This is a genomic window from Streptomyces sp. NPDC096193 (assembly GCF_040302905.1).
Lineage (GTDB): Bacteria > Actinomycetota > Actinomycetes > Streptomycetales > Streptomycetaceae > Streptomyces.
Genome location: NZ_JBEOSJ010000015.1, coordinates 30229 through 54938, shown reverse-complemented (window position 1 = coordinate 54938; position 24710 = coordinate 30229). Strand labels below are relative to the sequence as shown.

Genomic DNA, 24710 nt, shown 5'->3' with positions numbered 1-24710 from the left:
GTTGCCGCGGAGGATCGGTGCACAGCGAAGACGCATTCCTCAAATTTGACTACTGCGGGCCGGGAGTCGCCGAGGGTACCCCACGAAGTCGTACAACGTCGCTTCCCCCGCTGTGACCCCCCTCGCATCAACCCTTAAGGGTGTAGCTGGCAGCACTGCCGGCGGTGGGCTGTCCCCAGAGCGGTCCGGGTGGTGGCGCCATGGTCCGCGCGGGCCCCGCGTACATACGTTTTCTCAGGTCAGCGCAGTCGCAGCCCGCCCACGGCCCACAGACCGGAGACCCACATGCCTCAGGCCACCGCCACCCTCGCGGACCCGTCGTCCGCGCCGGCTCCCCCGGGAGCCGGCGCACAGCGGAGAGCGGGGGGCGACCACGCGGGAAGCGCATTCGCGCCTCTCCTGCGGACCGTCAGAGAACAAGGGCTCCTCGAGCGCCGTCCCGGCTGGTACGCCCGCGGGATCGCGGTCAATCTGCTCGCTCTCGCCGCCGTGATCACCGCCATCGCCCTCGTCGGCGGCTCCTGGTGGGTACTCCTGCTGGCCGTGCCGCTGGCCGTGTTCTCCACCCGCACTGCCTTCTTCGGCCACGACGCCGGACACGCTCAGATCACCGCGGACCGCGGCAGGAGCCGGCTCATCCAGCTCGTCCACGCCAATCTGCTGCTCGGCATGAGCCAGGAATGGTGGAACGACAAGCACAACCGCCACCACGCCAACCCCAACCACATCGACAAGGACCCGGACGTCGCCGCCGACATCCTCGTCTTCACCCAGAAGCAGGCGGTGGGGCGCGACGGATTCCACGGCTGGCTCACCCGGCACCAGGCCTGGCTGTTCTTCCCGCTGACCACCCTCGAAGGCATAGCGCTCAAGATCTACGGATTCAGGGCCGTGTTCTCCCGGGGCGGCCCGCACCGGTCCGCACGCTCACGTGCCGTCGAAGCCGCGCTGCTCTTCGCCCACGTCGCCGGATACGCCACGCTGCTGCTGATCGCCATGCCGCTCGGCCAGGCACTCGTCTTCGCCCTGATCCACCAGATGCTCCTCGGTCTTCATCTGGGCATGGCGTTCGCCCCGAACCACAAGGGCATGGAGATGCCGGACGAGGGCAGCGGGCAACGCTGGGGCCATCTGCACCGTCAGGTCCTCACCTCCCGCAACGTCCGCGGCAACCCGGTGACGGACTGGTTCCTCGGGGGCCTGAACTACCAGATCGAGCACCACCTCTTCCCGAGCATGCCGCGCCCCCACCTGAAGCTCGCCCAGCCGCTGGTACGCGCCCACTGCCGCTCCCTCGGCCTTCCCTACACCGAGACGGGGCTGGTCGAGTCCTACCGGCAGGCGCTGAACCATATGCACGACGTCGGCGAACCGCTGCGCACCGGCGCATAGTGGAACGGAGGCACGGACGCACGGACGCACGGCGGAACGGACGCACGGCGGATCCGACGCGCGGAGGAACCGTGCAGCGCGCCTGCGCGTTCCCACAGCAGGAGCGGCCCAGGCCGCGGAGGAGGCGTCATGTCGACACGTACGAAGCTTGTCATAGGGGGAGTGGCCGTCGGCCTGCTCCTGATGCCGCTGATCGGATTCTGGTTCGCGCTGCTGGTCGTCATCGGGGTGCCCGCGGTGGCCTACTTGATGCTCGACCCCGGCCAGCGACGCAGGCTGCGGCGGGTGTCCCGCAAGGAGATCGGCCGCTGAGCCCGGAGCTCTCCTCCGTGCCGGAGTAGGGTCGCAGATGATCACCGGCACGGACGAGGGGAGCGCCGCGCGATGAGCGGAACAGTCACGACGGTCAGCAGCAACACGGAGTACTCCTTCACCAAGCCCAACCGCGAGAGCATCACGCTGCTCGCCGGACTCGGGGTCGAGGGCGACATCCACGCCGGCGTCACCGTGAAGCATCGCTCGCGCATCGCCCAGGACCCCACCCAGCCGAACCTCCGGCAGGTGCACCTGATCCACGCGGAACTCTTCGACGAGGTCGCCGGGGCCGGCTTCGAGGTCGCCCCCGGAGACCTCGGCGAGAACATCACCACGGAGGGGATCGACCTGCTGGCGCTGCCGGTCGGCACCCTGCTGAGGCTCGGGGACGAAGCAGTCGTCGAGGTGACGGGTCTGCGCAACCCGTGCCTGCAGATAGAAGCCTTCCGGCGGGGCCTGCTGAAGCAGGTCGTCGGCCGGGACGCCGACGGCCGGGTGGTACACAAAGCCGGAATCATGAGCGTGGTGCGGACGGGTGGGGTGGTCCGGCCGGGCGACCCGATCGGCGTGGAGCTCCCGGCGGGTCCGCACAAGCGGCTGGAGCGGGTGTGAGCGGCCGGGAACGGGGTGGCGTCGTGGTCACGGTGCCTGTGGTCCCCGGCAGGAACTGACCTTCTCCACATACGAGGGCCCGGCTCGCCGGGCACCCCTGCCGATACGGCTCGGTGTGTGCGATCTGGCGAACAGCCCGCTCGGCGAAGACCGTCAGGACCGCCTGGGCCGTTGCGTCCGCCGCGGTCGGCCGTAGCGTCCTGAGCGGGAAGCCCCCGACCATCGCGAACGCCGACGGCAGTGCCTTACGCCGGCCGCACGGCCATCTTCTCCAGAGCTTCGAGCAGTCCCGGCAGTTCGGGCCCGCGTCCGACGGGCAGGACCTCGCCCGGCTCCTCGTCCAGCAGGAGGAAGGCGATGTCGTCCGTCCTCGCGACCATCGACCAGCCGGGGCCGTCGGCGCGGAGGGTCCGTGCGCCGCCCGGCGCGAAGCTGGAGCGGACCCGGCCGGCGGGCGGCGGGGACTCCACGTAGGTGCGGGCCGACTCCAACGCACGCCGGATACCGGGGTGCCTCTTCTTCGGCTCGCCCTCGGCTTGTGCGTCCGTGGAGGGGAAGGCCTCCTCGTCCTTGATCTGCTGCCGCCACTCGGCCCACTGGAGCGCGATCTCGTCCGCTCCGAGCCGGCGCTGCGCGGGCCCCCAGTTCTCGGTGTCGGGCGGCGCGAGCGGCGTCAGGTCCATGCTGTCCTCCGGGGCCGGGTCATGGGGTGCCGGCACTCCGGGAGCAGCGACCGCGACGGCCAGGGGCCAGCCGGGCAGGGCCGCCACGACGCTGCGTTCGTCGGGGGAGAGGTCGTACTCCATGCCGCAGTCCCACGAGGCGATGGCGACCGCGACGAGGGACACGTCGTCGACGACGACCGTCCAGCGAGCACCGTCGGAGTCCTGGCCCAGGACCAGCCCGTATCCCTCGGCGTACGGTTCCAGGTCCAGCGCCGCGCAGGCGGCCGGGAAGTCGTCGCCGAGCACGCTCGGGAACTGCGCCGGTGTCAGGAGCACGGCGGTCAGCACAAACAGCGCGTCCTCGTCGACGGCTTCTTCCGTCCCGGTCACATCACCCTCCCCATGTCCGATCGTCGGTCCCGGCCGATCGCTCGTCGGCGCACCTTAACCAGTGGGTAACCCGCACGTCGAGAGGCATCGCCGCGGAATCGACGCCGGCGTCGCCCGGAGGCCCGGGCCGCATACGACCGTGGCTCGTCTCGGCAGGCGCCGGGGCCTTGTGCCGTCAGGCCGCAGGCAGGCCGAGGAGGCTGCGGGCCACGGTGTGCGGATCCTCGTCCCGCTCACGGGCCAGGGCGATGACCGCGCGGCAGGCGAGCTCGCTGATCCCGAAGGACAGCGCCTCCGGCGACACCCAGCCGACCGCCTCGTCCATCTGGTCCTGGTCGTCCTGCGCGCACCCGGACACATAGGACGCCGCGGCCTCGAATATGTTGTGCTGGCGCGAGGGGGCCGGCGCGGTCGTCGTCTCCACCGGCCGGTGGGCGAGGAACTTGCGGAGTCTGCTGATTCTGTCGATCACCCGGACCACCTTCCCCAGTGCGGCATCTGCCGCCGATCTTTCAAGTCTGGCATTCCTGCGCTCTGTTGGCTCCAAGGCGTCGGCGAGGAGAACGGGACATTCCGCACCACCCGCCTCAGATGCGGTCAAGGCTGCGGAGGGTCGACCGCAGCCACGACAGTTCGGCCTCACTCGTGGCGCGGGCGATGGTGAGAATGCCGCGCCGGAAGGGATCGTCCAGCTCTTCGGCACGCAGAGGCCGGTCGCCTTCGTAGAAGAAGCTGGCAGGCTCGTCCAGGAACATGAGCCGACGGCGCAGCACCTTCGCCTGGAGGCCATGGTCGTCGAGGTGCCGAAGGAACGCCAGCAGCGTGAACCACCGGTTCTCGTCGGTGATGTCCTGACGTACGGGCTCCGCGAGGCGGCGCCGCAGCTCCTGCCGGCCCTCGTCGGTGAGCGTCAGCACATGGCGCGGCGCCGCGATCGCGCCGGGCTGTGTCTCCCGGGCCAGCCACGACGCCTTCTCCAGCCTCTTGATCGCCGGATACAACGTGCTCTCGGCGACCGGCTTCACATGTCCCGTGAGGGCGGTGATGCGTTTGCGCAGTTCGTAGCCGTGCAGCGGGCTGTCGCAGAGAAAACCGAGGATGGCGAGCTCGAGCATGCCATCCATTGTGCCGCAGCACAGTGGTACCGCCTAGCCGCTATACATCGGTTACGATGTATGCTGCTTCGCGTCGTTCGCGGTCGCTCGCGATCAGGGGCGTACAGGGACGGTGAGCAGGCGAACAGGGGGAGAGGCTTGTGCGGCAGGCTCGATTCGATGAACAGGGCAGCTTCATACGCTGGACCGAAGCGGCCGGCGCCTGTCCGCCGCGGATCTTTCTGCACGGACTGGGTGCCGCTTCCGCGGCCTACCACGCCCATATCGCCGCCGGCCCGGAACTGGCCGGGCGCCGCTCACTGTTCGTGGACCTCCCGGGCCATGGACTCAGCGACCGGCCCGCCGACTTCGGCTACACACTCGAGGACCACGCCGCGGCCCTCGCGGCCGCTCTCGACAAGGCTGGCGTGAAGGGCGGCGAGATCGTCGGGCACAGCATGGGCGGTGCTGTCGCCATCGTGCTGGCGGACCGCCGCCCGGACCTTGTGGCACGGCTGGTCGTCACGGAGGCCAACCTGGATCCCGACCCTCCCCTCACCGCGGGCAGCAGCGGCATCGCGTCGTACGGCGAGGAGGAGTTCGTCACGGGTGGCGGCTTCGCCCGTGTCCTCGCTCGCGTGGGGCCGACCTGGTCCGCCACCATGCGCCTGGCCGACCCGCTCGCCCTGCACCGCAGCGCGACGGGCCTGGTGCGCGGCACACGTCCCACGATGCGGCGCATGCTGATGGAGTTGTCGCTGCACCGCACCTTTGTGCAGGGCGCGCTGAGCGGCGAGTTGTCCGGCCGGGACGAACTGACGGCCTCCGGGGTCAAGGTCGTCACGGTCCCGGGCGCCGGCCACAACGTCATGTTCGACAACCCCGCGGCCTTTATCAGTCTGCTGGCGGCAGGTCAGTCCTGACGTACGGCCAGCGCGAGGAAGCGGCTGTCCTCGTCCACGTACGACGTCAGCTGCCAGCCCGAACCCTCCAGCAGCGGGCGGAGGTTGGCCTCGGCGCGCAGATCCTCCTCGGTGATCTGCCGGCCCTGCCGGGCTGCCAGCGCATGCCGCCCGATGGGGTGAAACAGCGCCAGCACACCGCCCGGCCGCACCACGCGGGCCAACTCCAACACGTCGGCTTCAGGTTGGTGCAGATGCGCGATGAGCCCCGCGGCGAACACGGCGTCGAGTGACTTGTCGCGCAACGGCAGCCGCGCCACATCGGCGAGCAGCAGGGTTCCGTCCGAGTCCCGTCCCGCACGAACAGCCGCTTCGAGCATCGCGGGCGTCAGGTCGGCCCCGAGGACGGTGCCGCTTGTTCCCACGGCGGAACGCAGCGCAGGCAGTGCACGCCCCGTACCGCAGCCCGCGTCCAGTACCGCGTCTCCCTCCGTCAGACCGAGCTCGGCGACGGCGGCCGCGTACCCCGGGCCGTCGTCCGGGAACCGCGAGTCCCAGTCGGCGGCGCGAGCGCCGAAGAAATCCTGCACATGTGTGTGGTGGTCGGACATGGGGACATGATCCCTCAGCGTCGTATCCGTCGCGTAGGCGACCGGGCTGTGCACACGTTCGAACTCGGCACGATCGTGCAGAAACCTCTCTCTGTCATATTCCATCAGCTTTCGAACTGCGCCCCTGGCGTACGCCCCGAGCAGGTCTAGCGTCCCTGACCCATGGGACACCTGGACCACGCCTCCTTCGGCTTGCTGACCCCCGCGCTGTCGTACGCGATGGCCGTCATCGGGGCTGCCCTGGGACTGCGCTGCACCGTACGTGCGCTCGCCACGAGCGGGCGCTCCCGCCGCAACTGGCTGATCACCGCCGCTTCCTCGATCGGCACCGGCATCTGGACGATGCACTTCGTCGCGATGCTCGGCTTCTCCGTCCGCGGCACGGACATCCGCTACAACGTGCCTCTCACCATCCTCAGCCTCCTGGTCGCCATGCTTGTCGTCGGTCTCGGTGTCTTCTGCGTCGGCTACGGACGTGACCGTGTCCGGTCTCTGCTGATCGGCGGGCTCACCACCGGCCTGGGCGTGGCGAGCATGCACTACCTCGGCATGGCCGCCCTGAAGCTCCACGGCTCGGTGCACTACGACCCGTTGCTCGTGGCGCTCTCCGTCGCCATCGCGGTGGTCGCCGCAACTGCTGCCCTCTGGGCGGCACTCAACATCAAGTCGCCCGTCGCGGTCGCCGGCGCCTCGCTCCTCATGGGCGCTGCGGTGAGCAGCATGCATTACACCGGGATGCTGGCAGTCCGTGTGCACATCGCCCCGTCCGGCGGGGATCTGCCCGGGGCGACGACGATGCAGTTCATCTTCCCCCTCGCGGTCGGTCTCGGCTCCTATCTCTTCGTCACCTCCGCCTTCGTCGCGCTTTCTCCGACGGCCGACGAACGCGGTGCGTACACCGTCGCCGAGCAGGTGGTCGAGCCGTCCGACGGGCATCCTGCGGACCGGTCGGCCGACCAGTCCGCAGCCCAGGGTCATCCGACACTGCTCGGTGAGCCGGCTCCTGCCGGTGAGGCCGTCCATCCGACCCCGGCCGCCACGGCCTAGCCGCCCGATCGCACGGCTGTCGCACCACCAGCCCCGTACCCGGAACGAGGAGGCCATGCGCACACCCCGCAGGAACCAGGGCGCAGCCCCGCCGCCGCACCCGCTGCCTCCCCCAGCCGCGAAGCCACCCCGCGGACGGCGCGCCCACGCAGGGCCGCCCGCTGTCGAACACACCGGTCACAAACCGCGCCCCGAGGAGATACCGCAACCGTCCGCCGGTTCGGGCACCGCGAACGGCGGCCGACTGCTGCGTCCCCGAACGGTACGCGCGAAGATCATCTCCCTTCTGATGGTTCCGGTCGTCTCCTTGCTCGCCCTCTGGGGCTTCGCCACCGTCTCCACCGCTCAGGACGTCGCGCGGCTGCGGCAGCTGCAGACACTCGACACCCTGGTCGGCGCTCCGGTGACCGCCGCCGTCGCCGCCGTCCAGGCCGAGCGGCGCGCCGCGATGCGTCAGGTGGCGGCCCCGTCCGACGAACGCGCAACCGCTCTGGAGCAAGAGGGCCGTCGCACCGACGAAGCCGTGCGCAAGCTCCGTCTGGACGGCACGACGACCGTGGCCACCGGAGACAGCGCCCCGCACGTAGTGGGGGTGCGCGTCGAGCAGTTCGTCACCCGTGCGGAGAAGCTGCGTGAACTCCGCACCGCGGTCCTCGGCGGGAAGGCCGCATGGGACGCCACTTACGCGCAGTACACCTCTGTCGTCGCCGATGCCCTCGACGTCTCGGGCGCACTCGCAGGAATCCAAGACGCCGGACCCGCCTCCGACGCCCGTGTACTCCTGGAATTCGCCCGGGCCGGCGAGATGCTCGCCCAGGAGGACGCTCTCCTCAGCTCGGCACATCTCAGCAAGTCGATCGCCACAGAACGGCTTCGGATGTTCACCGGAGCCGTGGCGACCCGTAGGACCTTCACCGTATCCGCCGGGACCGACCTGCGGGAGCCCGAGGCGGCTGCTTGGCGAGAGCTCGCCAAGCAGCCCGCGTACCGGCGATTGGAGACCGCCGAGGACAAGGTCGTGGCCGCGTCCCCGGGGCGCAAGGCCGCGTCGGTCGTTCCGGCTTCGGACTGGGACGCGGCCCGCGCAGCCGTCGGCGAAGGCATGCTCGCCATTGCCGGCGACGCCCGCCGCAGCGCGGCCGAGCGCGCCGATCCCGTCGAGGACGGGCTCCTCACCTCCGCGGGTGCCGCCGTTCTCCTCGGCCTCGCGGCCGTCGTCACGTCCCTGGCCATCTCGGTGCGCATCGGCCGTGGTCTCGTCGTCGAGCTGACCAGTCTTCGCAACACCGCTCTCACGATCGCCCGGCAGCGACTGCCCCAGGCGATGCGCCGGCTCCGTAGCGGCGAAGAGATCGACATCCAGGCGGAGGCACCGCACGGACGACCCACCGACGACGAGATCGGCCAGGTCGGGGAGGCGCTCGGCACAGTGCACCGGGCAGCCCTGCGGGCAGCCGTCGAACGCGCCGAACTCGCCGGCAGTATCTCCGGTGTCTTCGTCAATCTCGCCCGCCGCAGCCAGGTCCTCGTCCACCGCCAGCTGACCCTGCTCGACACGATGGAACGCCGCGCCGACGACCCGAGCGAACTCGGTGACCTCTTCCGTCTCGACCACCTCACCACCCGTATGAGGCGACACGCCGAAAGCCTGATCATCCTCTCCGGCGCCGCGCCCGGCCGCGCATGGCGCATGCCCGTCCCGCTGACCAGTGTCGTGCGGGCCGCTGTCTCGGAGATCGAGGACTACACGCGCGTGGAGGTCCGGCAACTGCCCGAGACAGCCGTCGTCGGTGCCGCTGTCGCCGACGTGACGCATCTGCTGGCGGAACTCGTGGAGAACGCAGCCCAGTTCTCACCGCCGCACACCAAAGTGCGGGTCAGTGGCGAACCCGTCGGCAACGGCTACGCCCTCGAGATCGAGGACCGCGGCCTCGGCATGGGCAAGGACGCACTGGCAGAGGCCAATCGCCGCCTGGGTGAGTCCGAGGCCCTGGACCTCTTCGACAGCGAGCGGCTCGGTCTGTTCGTCGTCAGCCGGCTCTCCGCACGCCGGGACATCAAGGTCCATCTGCGGACGTCTCCGTACGGCGGCACCACCGCGGTCGTGCTGCTGCCGACCACTCTGCTGCAGAGCGCACTGACCGCACCGGCGGGCGCGTGTCCCGAACCGGACCCGCGCAGCAGGCGCCAGAAGCCACCGACCGATGCGGCGCAGCCCGCGAACGGCGCGCCCGTGGCAGCCCCCGCCCAGCGCCCCGTGCTCTCGGCACAGCCGCAAGGGCCTTCTTCGCCTCCGGGGGTGAGCGCCGTGCGGTTGCGCAGCGCGCCTCCGCTGCCCCCGGACGGGGAACTCCCGCGCCGGGTCAGGCAGTCGCACCTCGCCCCGCAGCTCCGCGAAGCCCCGTCGCCGGACGAGGCCGAGGACTCCTACGAAGGTCGCGAGGACAACCCGGAGCGTTCCCCCGAGCAGGTGCGGGACCGTATGACGGCGTACCGCAACGGCTGGACCCGAGGCGGCGGCGGCGCGCCCGGCTCCTCCCAAGGAGCCGCGACCGGACCGTCCGCCCGAGGGTCCGTGACAGGCCCGTCCGGCCGGGGACCCGTTCCGCGGCCCACGCGGCGCGACGTGAGCCCCGGCGGCGGCACGCCCACGGGAACGTCCGCGTCCGGCACACCAGAACCCGGCCACGAAGGAGAAAGACCATGACCATGCACGAGGCAGCCGCTGCGGGCCCTTTCACGGGGGATCTGGACTGGCTTCTGGACGATCTCGTCCTTCACGTCGGAGAGGTACGCCATGCCGTGGTGCTGTCCAACGACGGCCTGCCGGTCGGTGCCTCCCATGGACTCACCCGCGAGAACGCCGAACACCTCGCCGCGGTCGCGTCCGGGTTCCACAGCCTCGCCAAGGGGGCGGGGCGTCACTTCGGCGCCGGGGGCGTACGCCAGACGATGGTGGAGATGGACGACGGCTTCCTCTTCGTGGCGGCCGCGGGGGACGGCTCCTGTCTCGCCGTCCTCACTTCCGTCGTGGCCGACATCGGGCTGATCGCCTATGAGATGGCCCGTCTCGTCAAGCGTGTGGGCGAGCACCTCCGGACCCCGCCACGCATCGCCGCGCCCTGACGAACGGCCGGGCGACAGCCATGAAGGGGGCGACAGCCCATGAGTGAGGCAGTAGACACCGACATCCCGGGCAGCGAGTGGTACGACGCCGACGCCGGTCCTCTCGTTCGCCCGTACGCGATGACGGGCGGGCGCACCCAACCGGGCCCCACTCATGTGCGGTTCGACCTCATCGCGCTCGTCGACATCGCAGCGGACGCACCCGACGAGACAGAGGAATCACTCCTCGGGCCCGAACACCGCTCGCTGCTCGGCCTGTGCCGCACGGAGACGCAGTCCGTGGCGGAACTGGCCGCTGATGCCGATCTGCCGGTGGGCGTCGTCCGTGTGCTGCTCGGTGATCTCCTCGAAGCCGGCTTCGTCAGGGTCAGCCGCCCGGTACCTCCCGCGCAACTCCCCGACGAGCGCATTCTGAGAGAAGTCATCGATGGGCTCAGGGCTCTGTGACCGCGCTATGGCCGTACGCCATGTCCGGGCGCCGGTCCGCCGGTTGCCGCGGCGCCCATTTCGCCGTCGGCCGGTCCTGGCCGGGCGCATTCGATGGGACCGCGTTTCGGGAACCTCCGACGACATTCGGCCAGTCTCCGAAGAAGGGGCCGGGACGGGTCGAACAGGCTTGGTGAGGAGATGGGGGACTGGACTTTCCTCCAGCCGCCTCACGAGGGGCCGCAGTTGCTCCTGGCGACGAAGGCGATGAGCTCGGAGGGCCGTTGATCGACGCCCGCGCGCGGGTCTGTGTGCCCAGACGCAGGACCCGGGCTGCGGCCCAGGAGCACGGCTCCGTGCCGCCCCCTCGCTGTGGTCCTCGCGCGCCCACGAATCGTGGCCGCCGTCCGGTCGCGGGAAATCACCCGGAGAAGGGCATGGGCCGATCGGCGGGAATGGCCCGCAATACGTTTTCCTCTGCTCGCGTACGACTCCGGAACGATTGAGAGAGAAGTGAAAGATGGTCTCCCAAAGCTCTGCCGCCCCCGAAGGGGACAACGCGGCTCTGGCATTGAAAATCCTGGTTGCGGGCGGCTTCGGTGCCGGAAAGACCACGCTTGTCGGCGCGGTGAGTGAAATCAGACCCCTGCGCACGGAGGAACTGCTCAGCCAGGCGGGCACCGGGGTCGACGACACCGGAGGCGTCGACCAGAAGTCCACCACGACGGTCGCGATGGATTTCGGGCGTATCACTATTCGTTCTGGTCTGTCCCTCTACCTTTTCGGTACCCCGGGGCAGGATCGTTTCTGGTTCTTGTGGGACGAACTGTCTCAAGGAGCCCTCGGGGCGGTGGTTCTCGCCGACACGCGGCGACTCGGCGACTGCTTCCCCGCCGTCGACTACTTCGAGCACCGGCAGATCCCCTTCGTGGTGGCGGTCAACTGTTTTGCCGGAGCGCGAACATATGGCGCTCACGAGGTTTCCCGCGCCCTCGATCTGGAACGTGGAACACCGGTTGTCCTGTGCGACGCGCGTGACCGTGACTCAGGGAAGGAGGTGCTGGTGCGGCTCGTCGAATATGCCGGACGGATGCACACAGCACGTCTGCTCGATTCCGTCGGCTAGTTGCACCTTGCCGAGCGGTCCTGTGTACGAAAGGCTTACGGCCCACACGGGGAACGCATGAGCGGGGAAGGATCAACGATGTCGTTGGACAAGGGACTTGACTGGCTGCTCGACGACCTCACGAAGAGGATCGAGCACATACGGCACGCGTTGGTGCTGTCCAACGACGGGTTGGTGACAGGCGCCAGCACCGGCCTGGCTCGCGAGGACGCCGAGCACCTCGCCGCGGTCTCGTCAGGCCTGCACTCCCTGGCTCGGGGTTCAGGGCGGCACTTCAGGGCGGGGAAGGCCCGTCAGACCATGGTCGAGTTCGACGAGGCCCTGCTCTTCGTCACAGCGGCGGGCGAGGGCAGCTGTCTGTGCGTGCTCAGCGACGCCGAGGCGGATGTCGGCCAGATCGCCTATGAGATGACGTTGATGGTCAACCGTGTCGGTGAGCACCTCGGCGTCGAGGCCAGGCAGTCCGGCGTGAACGGCATCTGACCTGCGCCGATTCTGTTGAGCCGGACCCGGCGCGGATGGTTGTCCACAGGCCGGGCGGGATGTCACAGCTTCGGGCTACGGTCGTCACCGAGAGTATTCGCACTCACGGGGAGACCGAGATGACCATGCAGGACACGACCACGCAGGACACGGTGACGCAGGAAACGAGGACGCGCGCCGTCGCTCCGGGCCGCGCCGCCGGCGAACTGGAGTTGAAGCGGACCGAGTTCGAGCTTGCCGTTCAGCTGGGACACATCCGCACCACGGCCGGGGCGAGTGAGGGGCCGCCGCGGGTCGCCCAGGAGGAGATCGCGCGGCTGCGGGCGGCCGAGGGTTTCCCGGAGACGTTGCGCGAGCGTGTACGGACGGTGGGCACGGTGGAGGGTGCGGAACTCCTCTCGATCAGCCCGGCCCGCTTCACCCGTCTCGCGCGCACGGGCCACGTCACGCCGATCCGCTTCTACCTCAACCGCTACCGGGCCGTGGTGTGGCTCTATCTCGCGGAAGAGCTACTGGGCTTCGCCCGGGCACATCCCGCGCTGCTGACCGGTAGGACACCACCGGCTCTCCGGTCGCTGCTCGAAGAGGGCGAGGACCGGCGAGCGCGGAACTGGGGCGGCAGGCGCCTCGGGATGCTGCTGAGGGTGACAGCCGATCCATGGGAGCGGGCGGCGGCGATCGCTTCTGTGCTCGACGCGGTCACGGTGGCAGAGGTCGTCCCGGATCCCTACGAACGATCGCGGCTGAGGGTGCTGCGACCCGAACTCGTCCCCGCGCGGCCGGAATCGCCGGCTTCGCATGCGGTGGTCGAGCACCTGCTGCTGGCGGACCACCCCGACGAGATCCTGTGGCATCGGGTCAACCTGTCGCAGGCTCTGCGAGAGGCGCGGGAGAGCTGCCCCGCACCCCGGCCGGCCGCCAGGACGGGGCAGGCGGGGCAGGCCGGACGGCCTCGGCAGGCCGTTCCGCGAGGCGGGCATCCGCTGCCGAAGCGCCGCAGTCCGTACGGGCGCGGACTGCTCCGGCGGCTCCGTTTGCGTCGACCGGGAGCCGTGAGCTGAGGCCGGCGGCGTCCAGGAAGGCGGGCTTGGACACCGGGCGGGGCATGGGTGCGGACTCGCCCTACCGTCAGTGGGTGCCGCGTGTGCTGCGCCTCAGGCGCACAAAAGCCCGGCGAGATCCGAACGGGAAGCGGTGGGGGCGCTTCGTGGGCCATCGCTTGAGCTGAGACTGAGATGAGGCTGAGGTTGCGGTTGGGGGAGGCAGTTGCGACCAAGGACGGCGGGGACGGCAGTTGCGACCGAAGACGGCCGGGGTGACTGGTGCGGTAGTGACCGCTGTTACGACAGGTGGTGAAGACGGTACGTGCCAGGGGCAGTTCGGCCAGAGCGGCGCATCCAGGGCTGTGCGCCAGACCCTCACAGGCTTCATAATTCCTCTACGCACAAAGCCCCGGTGGAGCAAGAGGAGGAGGGCGGGGCCTTCTCGCCGCAGCATGGCGGCGTACGTCGACGTGGCCCCCCGCTGACGGGGGCACCAATGGGGACACGGGTTGTGCCTTGAAGATCCTTGTGGTGGACGATCGTGAGGACAACCTCTTCGCGATCGAGAGTCTGTTACGCCCCGTGGGGCGTCCGGTGGTCCGTGCGCACAGCGGGGACGAAGCCCTGAAGACCGTGATGCGTGGCGGCATCGCGGTGGTCGTCCTCGACGTGGTGATGCCTCGCATGGACGGTCTCGAAGTTCTTGCCTACCTCAAGCGGCTGGACCACACACGCAATCTGCCCGTGGTGCTGATGACCGGTCTCGGCCGGGACGACGATCTTGCCGCCCGTGCCTACGAACTGGGCGTCTCCGACTTCATGTTCAAGCCCGTCGACCCCTGGGTCGTCCGGACGAAGGTCAGGGCGCTCGCCGACCTGTACGTCGAGAACCAGAGTCTTCGAGCTCAGCTCGGCGCGCTGCCACGCCATGGTGCCGAGGGATCAGCGGCGAATCTGATCGGCGCGCACGTGCCCCGCCAGCCCGGTGGAGGGGCGCCGCACGTGCGTCGATGATGATCTTCGCGCCTCAGGAGGCGTTCTGCGTCCCTCGCACGTTACGAGGTCTCTGCGGCAAGGAAGGGACGGTGGCCGGTCCGCCCTCCTGCACCGCCTGTACCGCGGCCTGATGCAGGCTGCGGCTGTCGTCCTCGGACTGACAGGGCGCGGGACTCCCTGTCATCGTGAACCAGTCGGAGGCCCCGCTGTACTGCACCGCGACGCGGGCCTCTCCGCCCGCCCAGGTGGTGTGCACGGTGAGGTCACCGCTCAGCACGCCCACCTCGTCGGTGAGCACTCCTCCACGGCCGGAAAACACGCCGGCGGTCGTCCATGATGCCCAGCTCATCCTCCCAGGCTCGCACTCCGGATCCGCAAGCGCGACTGTTGCGGCGATGATCCATGTGGCGGGTGCCCGAATTGCCCCTCGAGCCGTTGGCGTTTATATGCCCGGAACCGCTTGTCCGGGCGGACCGCTAGCATCACCCTCTTCTGCCGCTGCCGCTGCCGCTGCCGCTGCCGCTGCCGCTGCCGCTGCCGCCGCCGGCTCAGCTGTTGAGGACTGGAGTGATGTGGACGTGTCCCGACCGCGCGTAGGTGTGGCCGTACTGACCATGGGGACCCGGCCCGCCGAGCTGCGGGCCCTGCTGGACTCCGTGGTCAAGCAGCAGGAGCCGGCAGCGCACGTGGTGGTGGTCGGGAACGGGTCGGTTCTGCCGGAGCTGCCCGAGGGCGTGATCGGGGTGGAGCTGGAGGAGAACCTCGGCGTGGCCGGCGGGCGTAATGTCGCGCTCGCCAGGCTCCGTGCGACAGAGGATGTGGACATCCTGGTCGACCTCGACGACGACGGCCTGCTGATCGACGCCGACGTGTTCGCCAGGATCGCCGACCTGTACGCCGCCGATCCGCGGCTCGGCATCGTCAGCTTCCGCATCGCCGACGAGACCGGCGCCACCCAGCGGCGGCACATTCCCCGGCTGCGGGCGGGAGACCCGATGCAGCGGGGGCTCGTGACCACGTTCCTCGGTGGTGGCCATGGGATCTCGATGCGGATGCTCGACGAGATCGGGGACTGGCCCGACGACTTCTTCTTCACCCACGAGGAGACGGATCTGGCCTGGCGGGCGCTCGACGCGGACTGGAAGATCCTCTACGAGCCCGCCCTGGTCCTTCAGCACCCCCGCACCTCGCCTGCCCGGCATGCGAACTTCTACCGGCTGACCGCCCGCAACCGGGTGTGGATGGCCCGGCGTCATCTGCCCGCGCTGCTCGTGCCGGTCTATCTGGCGACGTGGATCGCGCTGACGGTGGCCCGTACTCGTTCTCTGCCCGGCCTGCGGGCCTGGTGCGGCGGTTTCGCCGAAGGGGTTCGCAGACCGTGCGGGGTCCGCCGCCCCATGCGGTGGCGGACGGTCTGGCGCATGACACGCCTCGGCCGCCCGCCGGTCGTCTAGCGCTGGAGGATGCCGACCGGGCCCGGCTCCGGCTCGGATCTCTCGCCCCTGGCCCGCCACGCCCCTCCGTCACTCGCCCAGCGGCCCACGCCCCCCAACGGCCCTCCGTCACTCGCCCAGCGGCCCACGCCCCCCAACGGCCCTCCGTCACCCGCCCAGCGGCCCACGCCCGCCCGACCCACCGCCCCCGGTCCCGTTCTACCGTCCCGATGTCACGCCTGCCCCCCTCCACCCGCTGTCATCTCACTCCGACAGAAGGTCCACGACCGCGTGCCCTCGCTCCGTGCGCGTGAGCACGACATGGCGGCCGCGCCGTTCGCGTTCGAGGAGGCCGGCGTCCTGGAGCTGGGTGCAGTGGTAGGTGATGTTGGCCGGGCTGCAGCGCAGATGTGACGCCAGCTCGCCCATCGTCATCGGGGTCGCCGACGCCCGCAGGATCGCGGCACGCAGCCGGCCCGCGATCAGCGTCAGGGGGTCACGGCTGATTTCGGCCGGTTGTCCGGTCGCCGTGCCGCCGTCCCACAACTGCCCGATCCCGGGCAACGGATAGCCGATCCACACCAGGTCGGGCCGGTCGAAGGCGAACATCGAGGCACCCATTCCCGAGACAATCGGGACGAGGACAAGCCGGCGGTCGCCGAGGTCGAAGGTCCCGGCCTGCTGATCCGGCAGATAGAGGCTGGTGCCCCGCAGCTTGAACCGCGGGCTGATCCCCGGAAGCACGCTGTCCAGGCATCCCCGTACCGTCGCGCTGCCGATACGTTCCGCCTCGCGGTGGAACAGCCGGTCGGCCTGCTTCCACACCGGCAGGAACTCCTGCCACACCTCGGCCAGAAGCCCGGCGTACGCCTGAAGCCAGTCGCGCGGGCGGTCCACGACCGGCTGCCACTGCCGCGGCACACTCTGGGCGAACTCCGTCTCCATTTCGGCCAGCAGCGTGTCCGGCGACAGATCCGCCAGCTGCTCGAACTGCGTGGTCGCGTCGCCGTCCGGCATACACGCCGTCGGGGTCAGGCAGTCCGGAATGATCGAGTAGTCGGGCGCGAAGAGCGGGCGCACCACTCCCGGCGCGGCCCGGGGAGCGGCGGATCGGACGATGCGCTGCCAGTGCGCCGGAACGCCCTGGTTGCGTCCCCCAAGCGCGTCCGCGACGAGCGACAGAAGTGTGGCTCCCGGATGAGGAGCGACGGAGACCCGGACCTGGTCGAGTGGGCCGAGCCGGAGTTCGGTGAAGCCGTGCACTGTGCGGTCCCCCTGCCGTACAACGTGCCGTGCCGAGCCGTGTGACGGGCCGTTCTTTCATGGGTGGGGACGCGGGACAACTTCATGCCGGTTCAACCACTTCAGGCCATCCTGGACGCCTGTTCACACACGCCGCATGAAGCTCTCCTGTTGCCCTGCTGAAGAAATCCTCGATGGACTCCGCGGGCCGAGCTGGGCAGATTGGTGCAGGTCCATGGACGTACGCTGTCATTGTTTGTCCTGGTTGCCGCAACTGTCGCAGTCGTCGCAGCTGTCCTCGGTCTTTTCGACACCATGCACTGGAGCCGCCCCGATGAAGGCCCTTGTCAAGCAGCATGCCGAGCCCGGCCTGTGGCTCATGGACGTGCCGGAGCCGGAGACGGGATCCGGCGATGTGCTGATCAAGGTGCTCCGGACGGGCATCTGCGGCACCGATCTGCACATCCGGTCCTGGGACGGCTGGGCCCAGCAGGCGGTCGACACGCCGCGCGTTCTCGGCCACGAGTTCGTCGGCGAGGTCGCGGCGGTCGGTACCGAAGTCGCGGACATCGCGGTCGGTGACATCGTGAGCGGCGAGGGGCACCTCGTCTGCGGCAAGTGCCGCAACTGTCTCGCAGGCCGCCGTCACCTGTGCCGCAGCACGATCGGCCTCGGGGTCGGCCGGGACGGCGCGTTCGCCGAGTACGTCACCCTGCCCGCCTCCAACGTGTGGGTGCACCGCACGGAGGTGGATCTGGACATCGCGGCGATCTTCGATCCCTTCGGCAACGCCGTCCACACCGCGCTGTCCTTCCCGCTCGTGGGTGAGGACGTACTGATCACCGGCGCGGGTCCCATCGGCATCATGGCCGCGGCGGTCGCCCGTCACGCCGGCGCACGCAATGTCGTGATCACCGACGTCAGCGAGCCGCGCCTCGCCCTCGCCCGCAAGGTCGGTGCCACGCTCGCACTCAACGTTGCCGAGCACGACATCGCGGAGGCCCAGCGCCGACTCGGTCTGAAGGAGGGCTTCGACATCGGTCTCGAGATGTCCGGCCGTCCCGAGGCCATGCGGGACATGGTCGACAACATGACGCACGGCGGCCGTATCGCGATGCTCGGGCTGCCGACACAGGGGTTCGCCGTCGACTGGTCGAAGATCGTCACGTCGATGATCACGATCAAGGGCATCTACGGCCGGGAGATGTTCGAGACCTGGTACGCGATGACGGTCCTGCTCGAAGGCGGCCTCGACCTCAGCCCTGTGATCACCGGCAGCTACGGGTACCAGGACTTCGACGCGGCCTTCGACGAGGCGGCGCAGGGCCGCAGCGGCAAGATCATCCTCGACTGGACCCGCTGACCCGCTGACCCGCTGACCCGCTGGACCGCTGGCCCCGGAGTCGCTGACCGCCGGCCAGCAGCCGGCCGGCCCGCCGTCCGCCGCCGCGTCGGCCCGCTGACGACACCGCCGACCCGCTTACCACCCCTCTGCGCCCCGGGGCACCGCCCCCCGCCCCGCCCAACAGCCCGCAGCCACCGCCCAAGGGAGCCCACCTCATGTTCGAGTCCGTCCGCGATGACCTCCGCGTCACCCTCGACGAGATCCGCGACGCGGGCCTCTTCAAGCCCGAGCGGGTCATCAGCACCCCGCAGAGCGCGTCCGTCTCCGTCCCCTCGGGTGAGGTGCTCAACTTCTGCGCCAACAACTACCTCGGCCTCGCCGACCATCCCCAGGTCGTCGCCTCCGCCAAGGAAGCGCTGGACCGCTGGGGCTACGGCATGGCCTCGGTGCGCTTCATCTGCGGCACCCAGGACGTGCACAAGGAGCTCGAGGCCCGCCTGTCCGCGTTCCTCGGCCAGGAGGACACGATCCTCTACTCCTCCTGCTTCGACGCCAACGGCGGCGTGTTCGAGACACTGCTCGGCCCGGAGGACGCCGTCATCTCGGACGCCCTGAACCACGCGTCCATCATCGACGGCATCCGCCTCTCCAAGGCCCGCCGTCACCGTTACGCCAACCGCGACATGACCGAGCTGGAGCAGCAGCTCAAGGAGACCCAGGACGCCCGTCGCCGGCTCATCGTCACCGACGGCGTGTTCTCCATGGACGGCTACGTGGCCCCGCTGCGCGAGATCTGCGACCTCGCCGACCGCTACGACGCCATGGTCATGGTCGACGATTCGCACGCCGTCGGCTTCGTCGGTCCCGGCGGCCGGGGCACCCCGGAGCTGGCCGGTGTGATGGACCGCGTCGACATCATCACCGGCACCCTCGGCAAGGCGCTCGGCGGAGCCTCCGGCGGCTACGTCGCGGCCCGCGCCGAGATCGTCGCCCTGCTGCGCCAGCGCTCCCGCCCGTACCTCTTCTCCAACTCCCTCGCGCCCGTCATCGCCGCCGCCTCGCTCACGGTGCTGGACCTGCTGGAGTCCGCGGGCGACCTGCGCGAGAAGCTCACCGCCAACACCGCGCTCTTCCGGTCGAAGATGACCGAGGCCGGCTTCGAGATCCTGCCCGGCGACCACCCCATCGCGCCCGTCATGATCGGCGACGCCGCCGAGGCCGGCCGGATGGCAGAGCTGCTGCTGGAGCGCGGTGTCTATGTCATCGGTTTCTCGTACCCCGTCGTGCCGATGGGCGCCGCCCGTATCCGCGTCCAGTTGTCCGCCGCGCACTCCACCGAAGACGTCGAGCGGGCCGTCGCGGCGTTCATCGACGCACGCCAGGCGCTGAAGGGCTGACCCCACCTGGCAAAATGGCCGGGTGATCGACCCTCGGCGGCTGCGCATCCTGCGAGCCGTGGCGGACCACCGAACGGTGACCGCCGCGGCCGCCGCGCTGTATCTGACCCCCTCGGCCGTCTCCCAGCAGCTCATCGCGCTGGAGCAGGAGACCGGCCACGCCCTGCTGATCCGCAGCGGCAAGGGGGTACGGCTCACGGCCGCCGGGGAGATCCTGCTCGCGCACACCCATGCCGTGCTCGCCCAGCTGGAGCGGGCCGAGGCGGAGCTCGCCGCGTACGCGGGCGGCGCCGCCGGTGAGGTCACGGTCGCCGCTTTCGCCACCGGCATCGCCGAGGTCGTCGCCCCCGCCATACGCCGTCTCGCCGCGGATCACCCGGGAATCCGGGTCCGCGTCCGGGACGCCGAGGGTGACGAAAGCCTGCCGCTCGTTCTGGACGGCGAGGCCGATCTGGCCGTCGCCGTCGAGTACCGCGGAGCTCCGGGTGAGGGCGACCGCAGGCTGGCACGGGTGCCGCTGTACGCGGAGCCGTTCGACGCCGTGCTGCGCGCCGACCATCCCCTCGGTACGGCGACCCGGGTGGAACTGGCCGAGCTCGCCGACAGCGACTGGATCGGCCCCTACCCCGGCAACCCCTGCCACGACATGGTGCTGCTCGCGTGTGAACTGGCCGGCTTCCAGCCCCGTCTCGTGCACTGGTCCGACGACTTCCGCGCCGTCGTGGCTCTCGCCGGAGCGGGCGCGGGAGTGGCGCTGGTGCCCCGCTCCGCGCTGCGCGGCATGGAACTGACCGACGCCGTCGTCCTGCCCGTCTCCGGTCCTGCCGCGACCCGCAGGGTGTTCGCCGCCGTACGACGGGGAGCCGAGCAGCACCCGCTGATCAGCCCGGTGCTCGATGCGCTCGCCGCGGCCGCGGACGGCCTCTCCACCGACTGACGACGGTACGGACCGCAGACCGGCACCCGCACATCGCCTGGACCCGTGCCAGGAAGCACCAGGCCTCGGCCGCCCCGACGGCGCTCGGACCCGCGCCGCGAAAGCACCGGGCCTCGGCCGCCCCGACACGGTTCGGACCCGCGCCGCGAAAGCACCGGCCCCGGCGCCGCTCACGAACCGGGATCCCGCGGTCAGCCGAAGCGCGCCGCCATCGGAGTTGCTCAGCGCCACGGCCGGGTCGGCGGTAAGGCCCCGTTGGTATGCGCTCTCGTACGACTCGCACTCCTCGTCGTCCGCCGCTGCCGCGACACGGGCACAGTCATGTGTGCTTGGGAACTCTCAGGAGCCGGCCGGGGCCGACTCCATCACCTTCTTGAGGTTGCCCAGCGTGATCGCGATGTTCCTGCGCTGGAAGTCGGCGAACGTCCGGCCCCGTGTCGCCACCCTGTCGAAGGCACCGGCCATCGCGTCGGGCCACGAGCGACGGTCGTCGGTCCAGGTCTCGGTCACCCGCGTGCCGCCGTCGACGGCCTCGAAGCGGTACTCCCAGGAGGCGATCGGCGCCTTCAGCACGGGCTTGCGCCAGCCGATGGCGTGTACCCGGAATGCGAAGCGCTCGCCCGGCTCCGCGGCCGTCACCGTGCAGCGCGTCGTCCATCGAATGGGGCCGCGCTTGTTGTGGCCGTCGAAGACCATGCCCACATGGGCGACGCGGCTGCCGTCCGCCACCGTCGCGCCCCGGTTCTCCGGGCTCCAACGCCCCATCAGCGTCGGATCGCTGACCTGGTCGTAGATCGTCGCCGGCGGGGCGTCGACGACGATGCTGTCCGAGACCGTCATGGTGCGTTTCATGGGTACGGCTCCGCTCTCGTGGGTGCCCGGGACTCCGCGCGCGATCATCTCGCTGCAGAGGTCGCTCCGTTCGCTGTGCACGCAGTTCTCTGTGCACTCGGTTGTCGTGGCCGGATGTGCGGATCGTGCTCGGGCGGACGGCCCCGCGACCACGCCGCGGGGCTGCTGCCCGGACGTATCAGTACCGCGCCGCCGAGGTGTCGACCAGGATCGCCGCCTCCGCCGCCTCGTCGTCGAAGTCCTCCTGCCGGCGCACACCCGTACGGCTGTTCGTCAGCCGGGTGGCGAGCCAGCCCGCGAGGAATCCGACGGGTATCGAGACGAGGCCCGTGGTGGTGTACGGGAACCAGGTGAAGTCCTGGTCCGGGAAAATGGCTTGGGGGGACCCCGAGACCAGTGTGGTGCCGGTGATGAGGATCAGGACACTGACCGCGCCACCGATCATCGACGCCAGCAGACCCGCGCGGTTGAAGCGCTGCCAGAACAGGCTGTAGACGAGCGCCGGGGCGATCGCCGAGGCGCCCAGACAGAACGACAGGGTGACCATCGCCTGGAGGTTCCAGTGCCGGGAAGCTGCCGCGAGGACGATCGCCGCGAGGCCGACCAGCGCCGCCGTCGCACGGGCGAGCATCATCTCGGTACCTGCGCGCAGCTGTTGCCTGCGCCGCAGGCCGTTCGTGATCAGGTCGTGGGCCAGGGAGTTGGCGCAGGCGAGCGTGATGCCGGCGACGGAGGCCAGCAGCGTCAGGAAGACGGCCGTGGCCATGGACGTGAAGAGCAGCGTCTCGAAGCCGGACACGGACTCGCCCATGACGGCCTGGCTGACGAGGAGGATCGACGTCTTGCCCTGCGGGTCGCCGAGCATGATCTGCTGGCGGCCGACGATCGCCGCCGCCCCGAAGCCGATCACGGCGCTGAGCAGACCCATGACGACGACGGTCGAGACGGCCCAGCTCATCGAGCGGCGTACGGCGGGCGCGCTGCGGGAGCTGAACATGCGCATGGTGATGTGCGGGAGGCACGCTGCGCCCAGGACGACGGTCAGCTGCGAGCTGATGAGGTCGAGCCCGTCGCCGCCGAACTGGAGACCGGGGGAGAGATACGCCTGGCCCGCCCCACTGCCGCGTGCCGCGGCGTCCAGAAGCGAGGGCACGCTGAAGTCGAAGCGGTTCAGCACGAGGGCCGCGATGGCGACGGCCGCGGCCAGCAGCACCACGGTCTTCACCAGTTGGATGAACGCCGTGCCCTTCATGCCGCCGATGGCCGCATAGATGATCATCAGCAGGCCGAGGAGCACGATCGAGCCGGTCTTGAAGCCGGCGGCGTCGATGCCGAGGACGAAAGCCAGCAGATCGCCCGCGCCGGCGAGTTGGAAGATCAGCAGCGGGAAGAGAGCCACCAGCGTCACGATGCAGGCGGTGATGCGTACGGCGGGGCTGGGCGCGCGGCGGGTGAGGACGTCGCCCATGGTGAACCGGCCCGCATTGCGCAGTGGTTCGGCCAGCAGGAACATCAGCAGGACCAGGGACAGCGCGGTACTGAGTGCGAGTACGAGCCCGTCCTGGCCGACGAGTGAGATGACGCCGATGGTGCCGAGGACGCTCGCCGCGGAGATGTAGTCGCCGGCGATGGCGAGTCCGCTCTGCATCGGCGACAGGGAGCGGAAGCCGGTGTAGAACTCGTCCAGGTCCTCCCGGTCCGGCCCCGTCATCACGCACAGGAGCAGGGTCACGGTGATCACGGCGATGAACGCGACCAAGGACATGGTCTGGGCTTCGGTGCTGAATCCGGTCATCGTCGGGCTCCCTGCGGGGACGAGGCGGCGTTGCGGCGTACCGCTTCGGTGAGGGGGTCGACCCGGCGGCGTGCGGTGCGCTCGTACCAGGCGACGGCCAGTGCGGTCACCGGGAGTTGCAGCAGGCCCAGCAGGAGGCCGGTGGTGAGGCCGCCGGTGACCCTGTTCGACATGAGGTCGGGGGCGTAGGCGCACAGCACGAGGAAGACGACGAAGTACCCGAGGGCGGAGAGCGTCGCGACGCGGCGCAGCCTCTTGTAGGCGGTGCTCAGCGCGCGCACGTCACGACGATGGTCGGCAGCGGACTGCTGGGGCCGTGGGGTCGGGTGAGGATGTCCCGGCTGCTCGGGGAAGTCCGGGAACTCGGGATATGAGGGCTGTGAGCGGTGGTACGACATCGCGTTCTGGTCCTCGAATGCCTTCGCGGTCGGCCTGTGACGGCCGGCGCCTGCCGATGGAGCGGCACACGTTACCCGCCAGTAGAAGTGTCGCGGCATTCACATCTGGACTGATCGGTCGGTCAGTTGACCCGGTCTGTCCGGAGTCGCGGCTCTCGCGTGGTACCCGCGGGCGGCGCGTCGACCAGCGGCGACAGCGAATTTGTCCCTTTCTGTCTGCGTGTCAGGCCGACGCCGATGAGGACAACCAACATTCCGATAACGACGCGCGGAGTGAGCGACTCGTCGAGGACGAGCGCGCCGAGGGTCAGGGAGACCACCGGCAGTAGATAGCCGACCGTGGCAGCGTTCGTGGCGCCCTCGTCCGCGATGAGCCGGTAGTTGAGCGCGAACGTGAACCCGGTGGCGAACACCCCGAGGGCGATGACGGCCAGCACCCCGACGAGCGTGATGTCCGAGGTCGACGTACCCGCCACGGGCAGCGCGAGGGTGCTCAGACCCGTCGCGGCGAGGAGCTGGGCCGCCGAGAGCGCGATGGGTGCCGAGCCCTTCCCGGTGAGCTTGCGTCCCATGTAGGTGAACGCCACCGCGTAACTGGCCGCCGCCGCAAGGATGGCGAGCGCGCCCCAGCTGGTCAGCCCGCCCTGCTGCCACGGCGCGAAGATCAACAGGGTGCCGGCGAAGCCCAGAAGAAGTCCGGCGAGGCGGACCGGGCGGATCTTCCGCTCTGTACCGATGGCAAGTCCGATCAGCAGCGACCACAGGGGAGTGGTCGCGTTGAGCACGCCCGCCATCCCCGAGTCGACCGTCTGCTGGCCGATGCTGAAGAGCGCGAACGGCAAGGCGTTGCAGAAGAAGGCCGCCACCGCGAGACGACCCCAGGTCGTGCGGTCGCGCGGCAGGCGCTTACGGGCCCAGGCCGCCATCACGACCAGCACCAGCGCGCCGAGCGCGCAGCGCGCGAAGGTGATCTGCGCGGGGGACAGGCCGTGGTCGAGCGCCACCTTGATCCAGAGGAATCCCGATCCCCACAGCAGGGCGAGTACGCCCATACGCATGAGAGTTCCTCTTCCGCCACCGACC

The 24710-nt window shown here is 69.9% G+C and carries 26 protein-coding genes; 16 read left to right on the top strand and 10 right to left on the bottom strand.

Going from position 1 to position 24710, the window contains the following annotated elements; genetic code table 11:
• Window positions 1-285 precede the first annotated feature (285 nt).
• The 3 genes from ABTX78_RS21900 to ABTX78_RS21890 all read left to right on the top strand — a co-directional run bounded on the left by ABTX78_RS21900 (window position 286) and on the right by ABTX78_RS21890 (window position 2319).
• A complete protein-coding gene (locus tag ABTX78_RS21900) occupies window positions 286-1392 on the top strand; it encodes a fatty acid desaturase family protein (RefSeq protein WP_352208459.1) in 1107 nt (368 codons plus the stop codon).
• Window positions 1393-1521: 129 nt separating this feature from the next.
• Window positions 1522-1704 carry a tail-anchor membrane protein gene (locus ABTX78_RS21895; RefSeq protein WP_352208458.1) on the top strand — a complete coding sequence of 61 codons (183 nt, stop codon included), beginning with the start codon at window positions 1522-1524 and terminating at the stop codon, window positions 1702-1704.
• A 72-nt stretch (window positions 1705-1776) separates the two neighbouring features.
• Complete coding sequence (locus ABTX78_RS21890; RefSeq protein WP_352208457.1) at window positions 1777-2319, top strand: MOSC domain-containing protein; 543 nt, start codon at window positions 1777-1779, stop codon at window positions 2317-2319.
• Window positions 2320-2564: 245 nt separating this feature from the next.
• Here the strand turns inward: ABTX78_RS21890 and ABTX78_RS21885 are convergent, their stop codons facing one another.
• From ABTX78_RS21885 to ABTX78_RS21875, 3 genes are all read right to left on the bottom strand, one after another.
• Window positions 2565-3374 (bottom strand): hypothetical protein, encoded by an 810-nt coding sequence (locus ABTX78_RS21885; protein ID WP_352208456.1) that lies wholly within the window; start codon window positions 3372-3374, stop codon window positions 2565-2567.
• A 175-nt stretch (window positions 3375-3549) separates the two neighbouring features.
• Window positions 3550-3798: a hypothetical protein gene (locus ABTX78_RS21880; RefSeq protein WP_352208575.1), complete on the bottom strand. Its 249-nt coding sequence runs from the start codon at window positions 3796-3798 to the stop codon at window positions 3550-3552.
• A 163-nt stretch (window positions 3799-3961) separates the two neighbouring features.
• Window positions 3962-4489: a PadR family transcriptional regulator gene (locus ABTX78_RS21875; RefSeq protein WP_352208455.1), complete on the bottom strand. Its 528-nt coding sequence runs from the start codon at window positions 4487-4489 to the stop codon at window positions 3962-3964.
• A gap of 140 nt (window positions 4490-4629) precedes the next feature.
• On the opposite strand from ABTX78_RS21875, the gene ABTX78_RS21870 reads away from it, so the two are divergent.
• A complete protein-coding gene (locus tag ABTX78_RS21870) occupies window positions 4630-5391 on the top strand; it encodes an alpha/beta fold hydrolase (RefSeq protein ID WP_352208454.1) in 762 nt (253 codons plus the stop codon).
• On the opposite strand, the gene ABTX78_RS21865 is transcribed toward ABTX78_RS21870, so the two are convergent.
• Window positions 5382-5981, bottom strand: coding sequence for a class I SAM-dependent methyltransferase (locus ABTX78_RS21865; protein ID WP_352208453.1), 600 nt, complete (start codon window positions 5979-5981; stop codon window positions 5382-5384). The two genes, ABTX78_RS21870 and ABTX78_RS21865, sit on opposite strands and share 10 nt — an antisense overlap.
• A gap of 162 nt (window positions 5982-6143) precedes the next feature.
• Between ABTX78_RS21865 and ABTX78_RS21860 the strand changes: the two genes are divergently transcribed.
• The 8 genes from ABTX78_RS21860 to ABTX78_RS21825 all read left to right on the top strand — a co-directional run bounded on the left by ABTX78_RS21860 (window position 6144) and on the right by ABTX78_RS21825 (window position 14246).
• Window positions 6144-7028, top strand: coding sequence for an MHYT domain-containing protein (locus tag ABTX78_RS21860; protein WP_352208452.1), 885 nt, complete (start codon window positions 6144-6146; stop codon window positions 7026-7028).
• A 55-nt stretch (window positions 7029-7083) separates the two neighbouring features.
• Window positions 7084-9735, top strand: a complete 2652-nt coding sequence (locus tag ABTX78_RS21855; RefSeq protein ID WP_352208451.1) for a nitrate- and nitrite sensing domain-containing protein — start codon at window positions 7084-7086, stop codon at window positions 9733-9735.
• Window positions 9732-10154: a roadblock/LC7 domain-containing protein gene (locus ABTX78_RS21850; RefSeq protein WP_352208450.1), complete on the top strand. Its 423-nt coding sequence runs from the start codon at window positions 9732-9734 to the stop codon at window positions 10152-10154. Before ABTX78_RS21855 ends, ABTX78_RS21850 begins: the two co-directional genes overlap by 4 nt.
• Before the next feature lie 39 nt (window positions 10155-10193).
• Window positions 10194-10601, top strand: coding sequence for a DUF742 domain-containing protein (locus ABTX78_RS21845; protein ID WP_352208449.1), 408 nt, complete (start codon window positions 10194-10196; stop codon window positions 10599-10601).
• Between the two features lie 499 nt (window positions 10602-11100).
• Window positions 11101-11706 (top strand): GTP-binding protein, encoded by a 606-nt coding sequence (locus ABTX78_RS21840; RefSeq protein ID WP_352208448.1) that lies wholly within the window; start codon window positions 11101-11103, stop codon window positions 11704-11706.
• A 78-nt stretch (window positions 11707-11784) separates the two neighbouring features.
• Complete coding sequence (locus tag ABTX78_RS21835; protein WP_313942622.1) at window positions 11785-12189, top strand: roadblock/LC7 domain-containing protein; 405 nt, start codon at window positions 11785-11787, stop codon at window positions 12187-12189.
• A 119-nt stretch (window positions 12190-12308) separates the two neighbouring features.
• Entirely contained in the window at window positions 12309-13250 is a 942-nt protein-coding gene (locus tag ABTX78_RS21830; RefSeq protein WP_352208447.1) for a DUF6397 family protein, read from the top strand.
• A gap of 513 nt (window positions 13251-13763) precedes the next feature.
• Window positions 13764-14246, top strand: a complete 483-nt coding sequence (locus ABTX78_RS21825) for a response regulator (RefSeq protein ID WP_352208446.1) — start codon at window positions 13764-13766, stop codon at window positions 14244-14246.
• Window positions 14247-14259: 13 nt separating this feature from the next.
• Here ABTX78_RS21825 and ABTX78_RS21820 read toward each other — a convergent pair whose 3' ends face one another.
• Window positions 14260-14577, bottom strand: a complete 318-nt coding sequence (locus ABTX78_RS21820) for a hypothetical protein (protein WP_340476984.1) — start codon at window positions 14575-14577, stop codon at window positions 14260-14262.
• Window positions 14578-14806: 229 nt separating this feature from the next.
• Here ABTX78_RS21820 and ABTX78_RS21815 point away from each other — a divergent pair, with 229 nt between their 5' ends.
• A complete protein-coding gene (locus ABTX78_RS21815; protein WP_352208574.1) occupies window positions 14807-15682 on the top strand; it encodes a glycosyltransferase family 2 protein in 876 nt (291 codons plus the stop codon).
• Between the two features lie 243 nt (window positions 15683-15925).
• On the opposite strand, the gene ABTX78_RS21810 is transcribed toward ABTX78_RS21815, so the two are convergent.
• Entirely contained in the window at window positions 15926-16924 is a 999-nt protein-coding gene (locus tag ABTX78_RS21810; protein WP_352208445.1) for an ArsR/SmtB family transcription factor, read from the bottom strand.
• A 313-nt stretch (window positions 16925-17237) separates the two neighbouring features.
• Here ABTX78_RS21810 and tdh point away from each other — a divergent pair, with 313 nt between their 5' ends.
• The 3 genes from tdh (at window position 17238) to ABTX78_RS21795 (ending at window position 20582) form a co-directional block, all read left to right on the top strand.
• A complete protein-coding gene (gene tdh, locus ABTX78_RS21805; protein ID WP_352208444.1) occupies window positions 17238-18266 on the top strand; it encodes an L-threonine 3-dehydrogenase in 1029 nt (342 codons plus the stop codon).
• A 197-nt stretch (window positions 18267-18463) separates the two neighbouring features.
• Entirely contained in the window at window positions 18464-19645 is a 1182-nt protein-coding gene (locus tag ABTX78_RS21800; RefSeq protein ID WP_327677729.1) for a glycine C-acetyltransferase, read from the top strand.
• A 22-nt stretch (window positions 19646-19667) separates the two neighbouring features.
• Complete coding sequence (locus ABTX78_RS21795) at window positions 19668-20582, top strand: LysR family transcriptional regulator (RefSeq protein ID WP_352208443.1); 915 nt, start codon at window positions 19668-19670, stop codon at window positions 20580-20582.
• 339 nt (window positions 20583-20921) lie between these two features.
• Here the strand turns inward: ABTX78_RS21795 and ABTX78_RS21790 are convergent, their stop codons facing one another.
• From ABTX78_RS21790 to ABTX78_RS21775, 4 genes are all read right to left on the bottom strand, one after another.
• The gene (locus tag ABTX78_RS21790; protein ID WP_352208442.1) at window positions 20922-21434 is read right to left on the bottom strand and encodes an SRPBCC family protein; all 513 of its coding nucleotides are present in this window, start codon (window positions 21432-21434) and stop codon (window positions 20922-20924) included.
• 178 nt (window positions 21435-21612) lie between these two features.
• Entirely contained in the window at window positions 21613-23229 is a 1617-nt protein-coding gene (locus ABTX78_RS21785) for a sodium/solute symporter (protein WP_352208441.1), read from the bottom strand.
• On the bottom strand, window positions 23226-23510 hold the full coding sequence (locus tag ABTX78_RS21780; protein WP_352208440.1) for a DUF485 domain-containing protein: 285 nt from the start codon (window positions 23508-23510) through the stop codon (window positions 23226-23228). The genes ABTX78_RS21785 and ABTX78_RS21780 overlap by 4 nt, the downstream gene beginning before the upstream one ends.
• 239 nt (window positions 23511-23749) lie before the next feature.
• Window positions 23750-24685, bottom strand: coding sequence for a DMT family transporter (locus ABTX78_RS21775; protein WP_352208439.1), 936 nt, complete (start codon window positions 24683-24685; stop codon window positions 23750-23752).
• Window positions 24686-24710: the final 25 nt, after the last annotated feature.

What these genes read in the sequence shown, in the direction of transcription:
- ABTX78_RS21900 (WP_352208459.1), top strand. Translation starts at nt 286, where the DNA reads ATGCCTCAGGCCACCGCCACCCTCGCGGACCCGTCGTCCGCGCCGGCT.
- ABTX78_RS21895 (WP_352208458.1), top strand. Translation starts at nt 1,522, where the DNA reads ATGTCGACACGTACGAAGCTTGTCATAGGGGGAGTGGCCGTCGGCCTG.
- ABTX78_RS21890 (WP_352208457.1), top strand. Translation starts at nt 1,777, where the DNA reads ATGAGCGGAACAGTCACGACGGTCAGCAGCAACACGGAGTACTCCTTC.
- ABTX78_RS21875 (WP_352208455.1), bottom strand. Translation starts at nt 4,489, where the DNA reads ATGCTCGAGCTCGCCATCCTCGGTTTTCTCTGCGACAGCCCGCTGCAC.
- ABTX78_RS21865 (WP_352208453.1), bottom strand. Translation starts at nt 5,981, where the DNA reads ATGTCCGACCACCACACACATGTGCAGGATTTCTTCGGCGCTCGCGCC.
- ABTX78_RS21860 (WP_352208452.1), top strand. Translation starts at nt 6,144, where the DNA reads ATGGGACACCTGGACCACGCCTCCTTCGGCTTGCTGACCCCCGCGCTG.
- ABTX78_RS21855 (WP_352208451.1), top strand. Translation starts at nt 7,084, where the DNA reads ATGCGCACACCCCGCAGGAACCAGGGCGCAGCCCCGCCGCCGCACCCG.
- ABTX78_RS21850 (WP_352208450.1), top strand. Translation starts at nt 9,732, where the DNA reads ATGACCATGCACGAGGCAGCCGCTGCGGGCCCTTTCACGGGGGATCTG.
- ABTX78_RS21845 (WP_352208449.1), top strand. Translation starts at nt 10,194, where the DNA reads ATGAGTGAGGCAGTAGACACCGACATCCCGGGCAGCGAGTGGTACGAC.
- ABTX78_RS21840 (WP_352208448.1), top strand. Translation starts at nt 11,101, where the DNA reads ATGGTCTCCCAAAGCTCTGCCGCCCCCGAAGGGGACAACGCGGCTCTG.
- ABTX78_RS21835 (WP_313942622.1), top strand. Translation starts at nt 11,785, where the DNA reads ATGTCGTTGGACAAGGGACTTGACTGGCTGCTCGACGACCTCACGAAG.
- ABTX78_RS21830 (WP_352208447.1), top strand. Translation starts at nt 12,309, where the DNA reads ATGACCATGCAGGACACGACCACGCAGGACACGGTGACGCAGGAAACG.
- ABTX78_RS21820 (WP_340476984.1), bottom strand. Translation starts at nt 14,577, where the DNA reads ATGAGCTGGGCATCATGGACGACCGCCGGCGTGTTTTCCGGCCGTGGA.
- tdh (WP_352208444.1), top strand. Translation starts at nt 17,238, where the DNA reads ATGAAGGCCCTTGTCAAGCAGCATGCCGAGCCCGGCCTGTGGCTCATG.
- ABTX78_RS21800 (WP_327677729.1), top strand. Translation starts at nt 18,464, where the DNA reads ATGTTCGAGTCCGTCCGCGATGACCTCCGCGTCACCCTCGACGAGATC.
- ABTX78_RS21790 (WP_352208442.1), bottom strand. Translation starts at nt 21,434, where the DNA reads ATGAAACGCACCATGACGGTCTCGGACAGCATCGTCGTCGACGCCCCG.
- ABTX78_RS21785 (WP_352208441.1), bottom strand. Translation starts at nt 23,229, where the DNA reads ATGACCGGATTCAGCACCGAAGCCCAGACCATGTCCTTGGTCGCGTTC.
- ABTX78_RS21775 (WP_352208439.1), bottom strand. Translation starts at nt 24,685, where the DNA reads ATGCGTATGGGCGTACTCGCCCTGCTGTGGGGATCGGGATTCCTCTGG.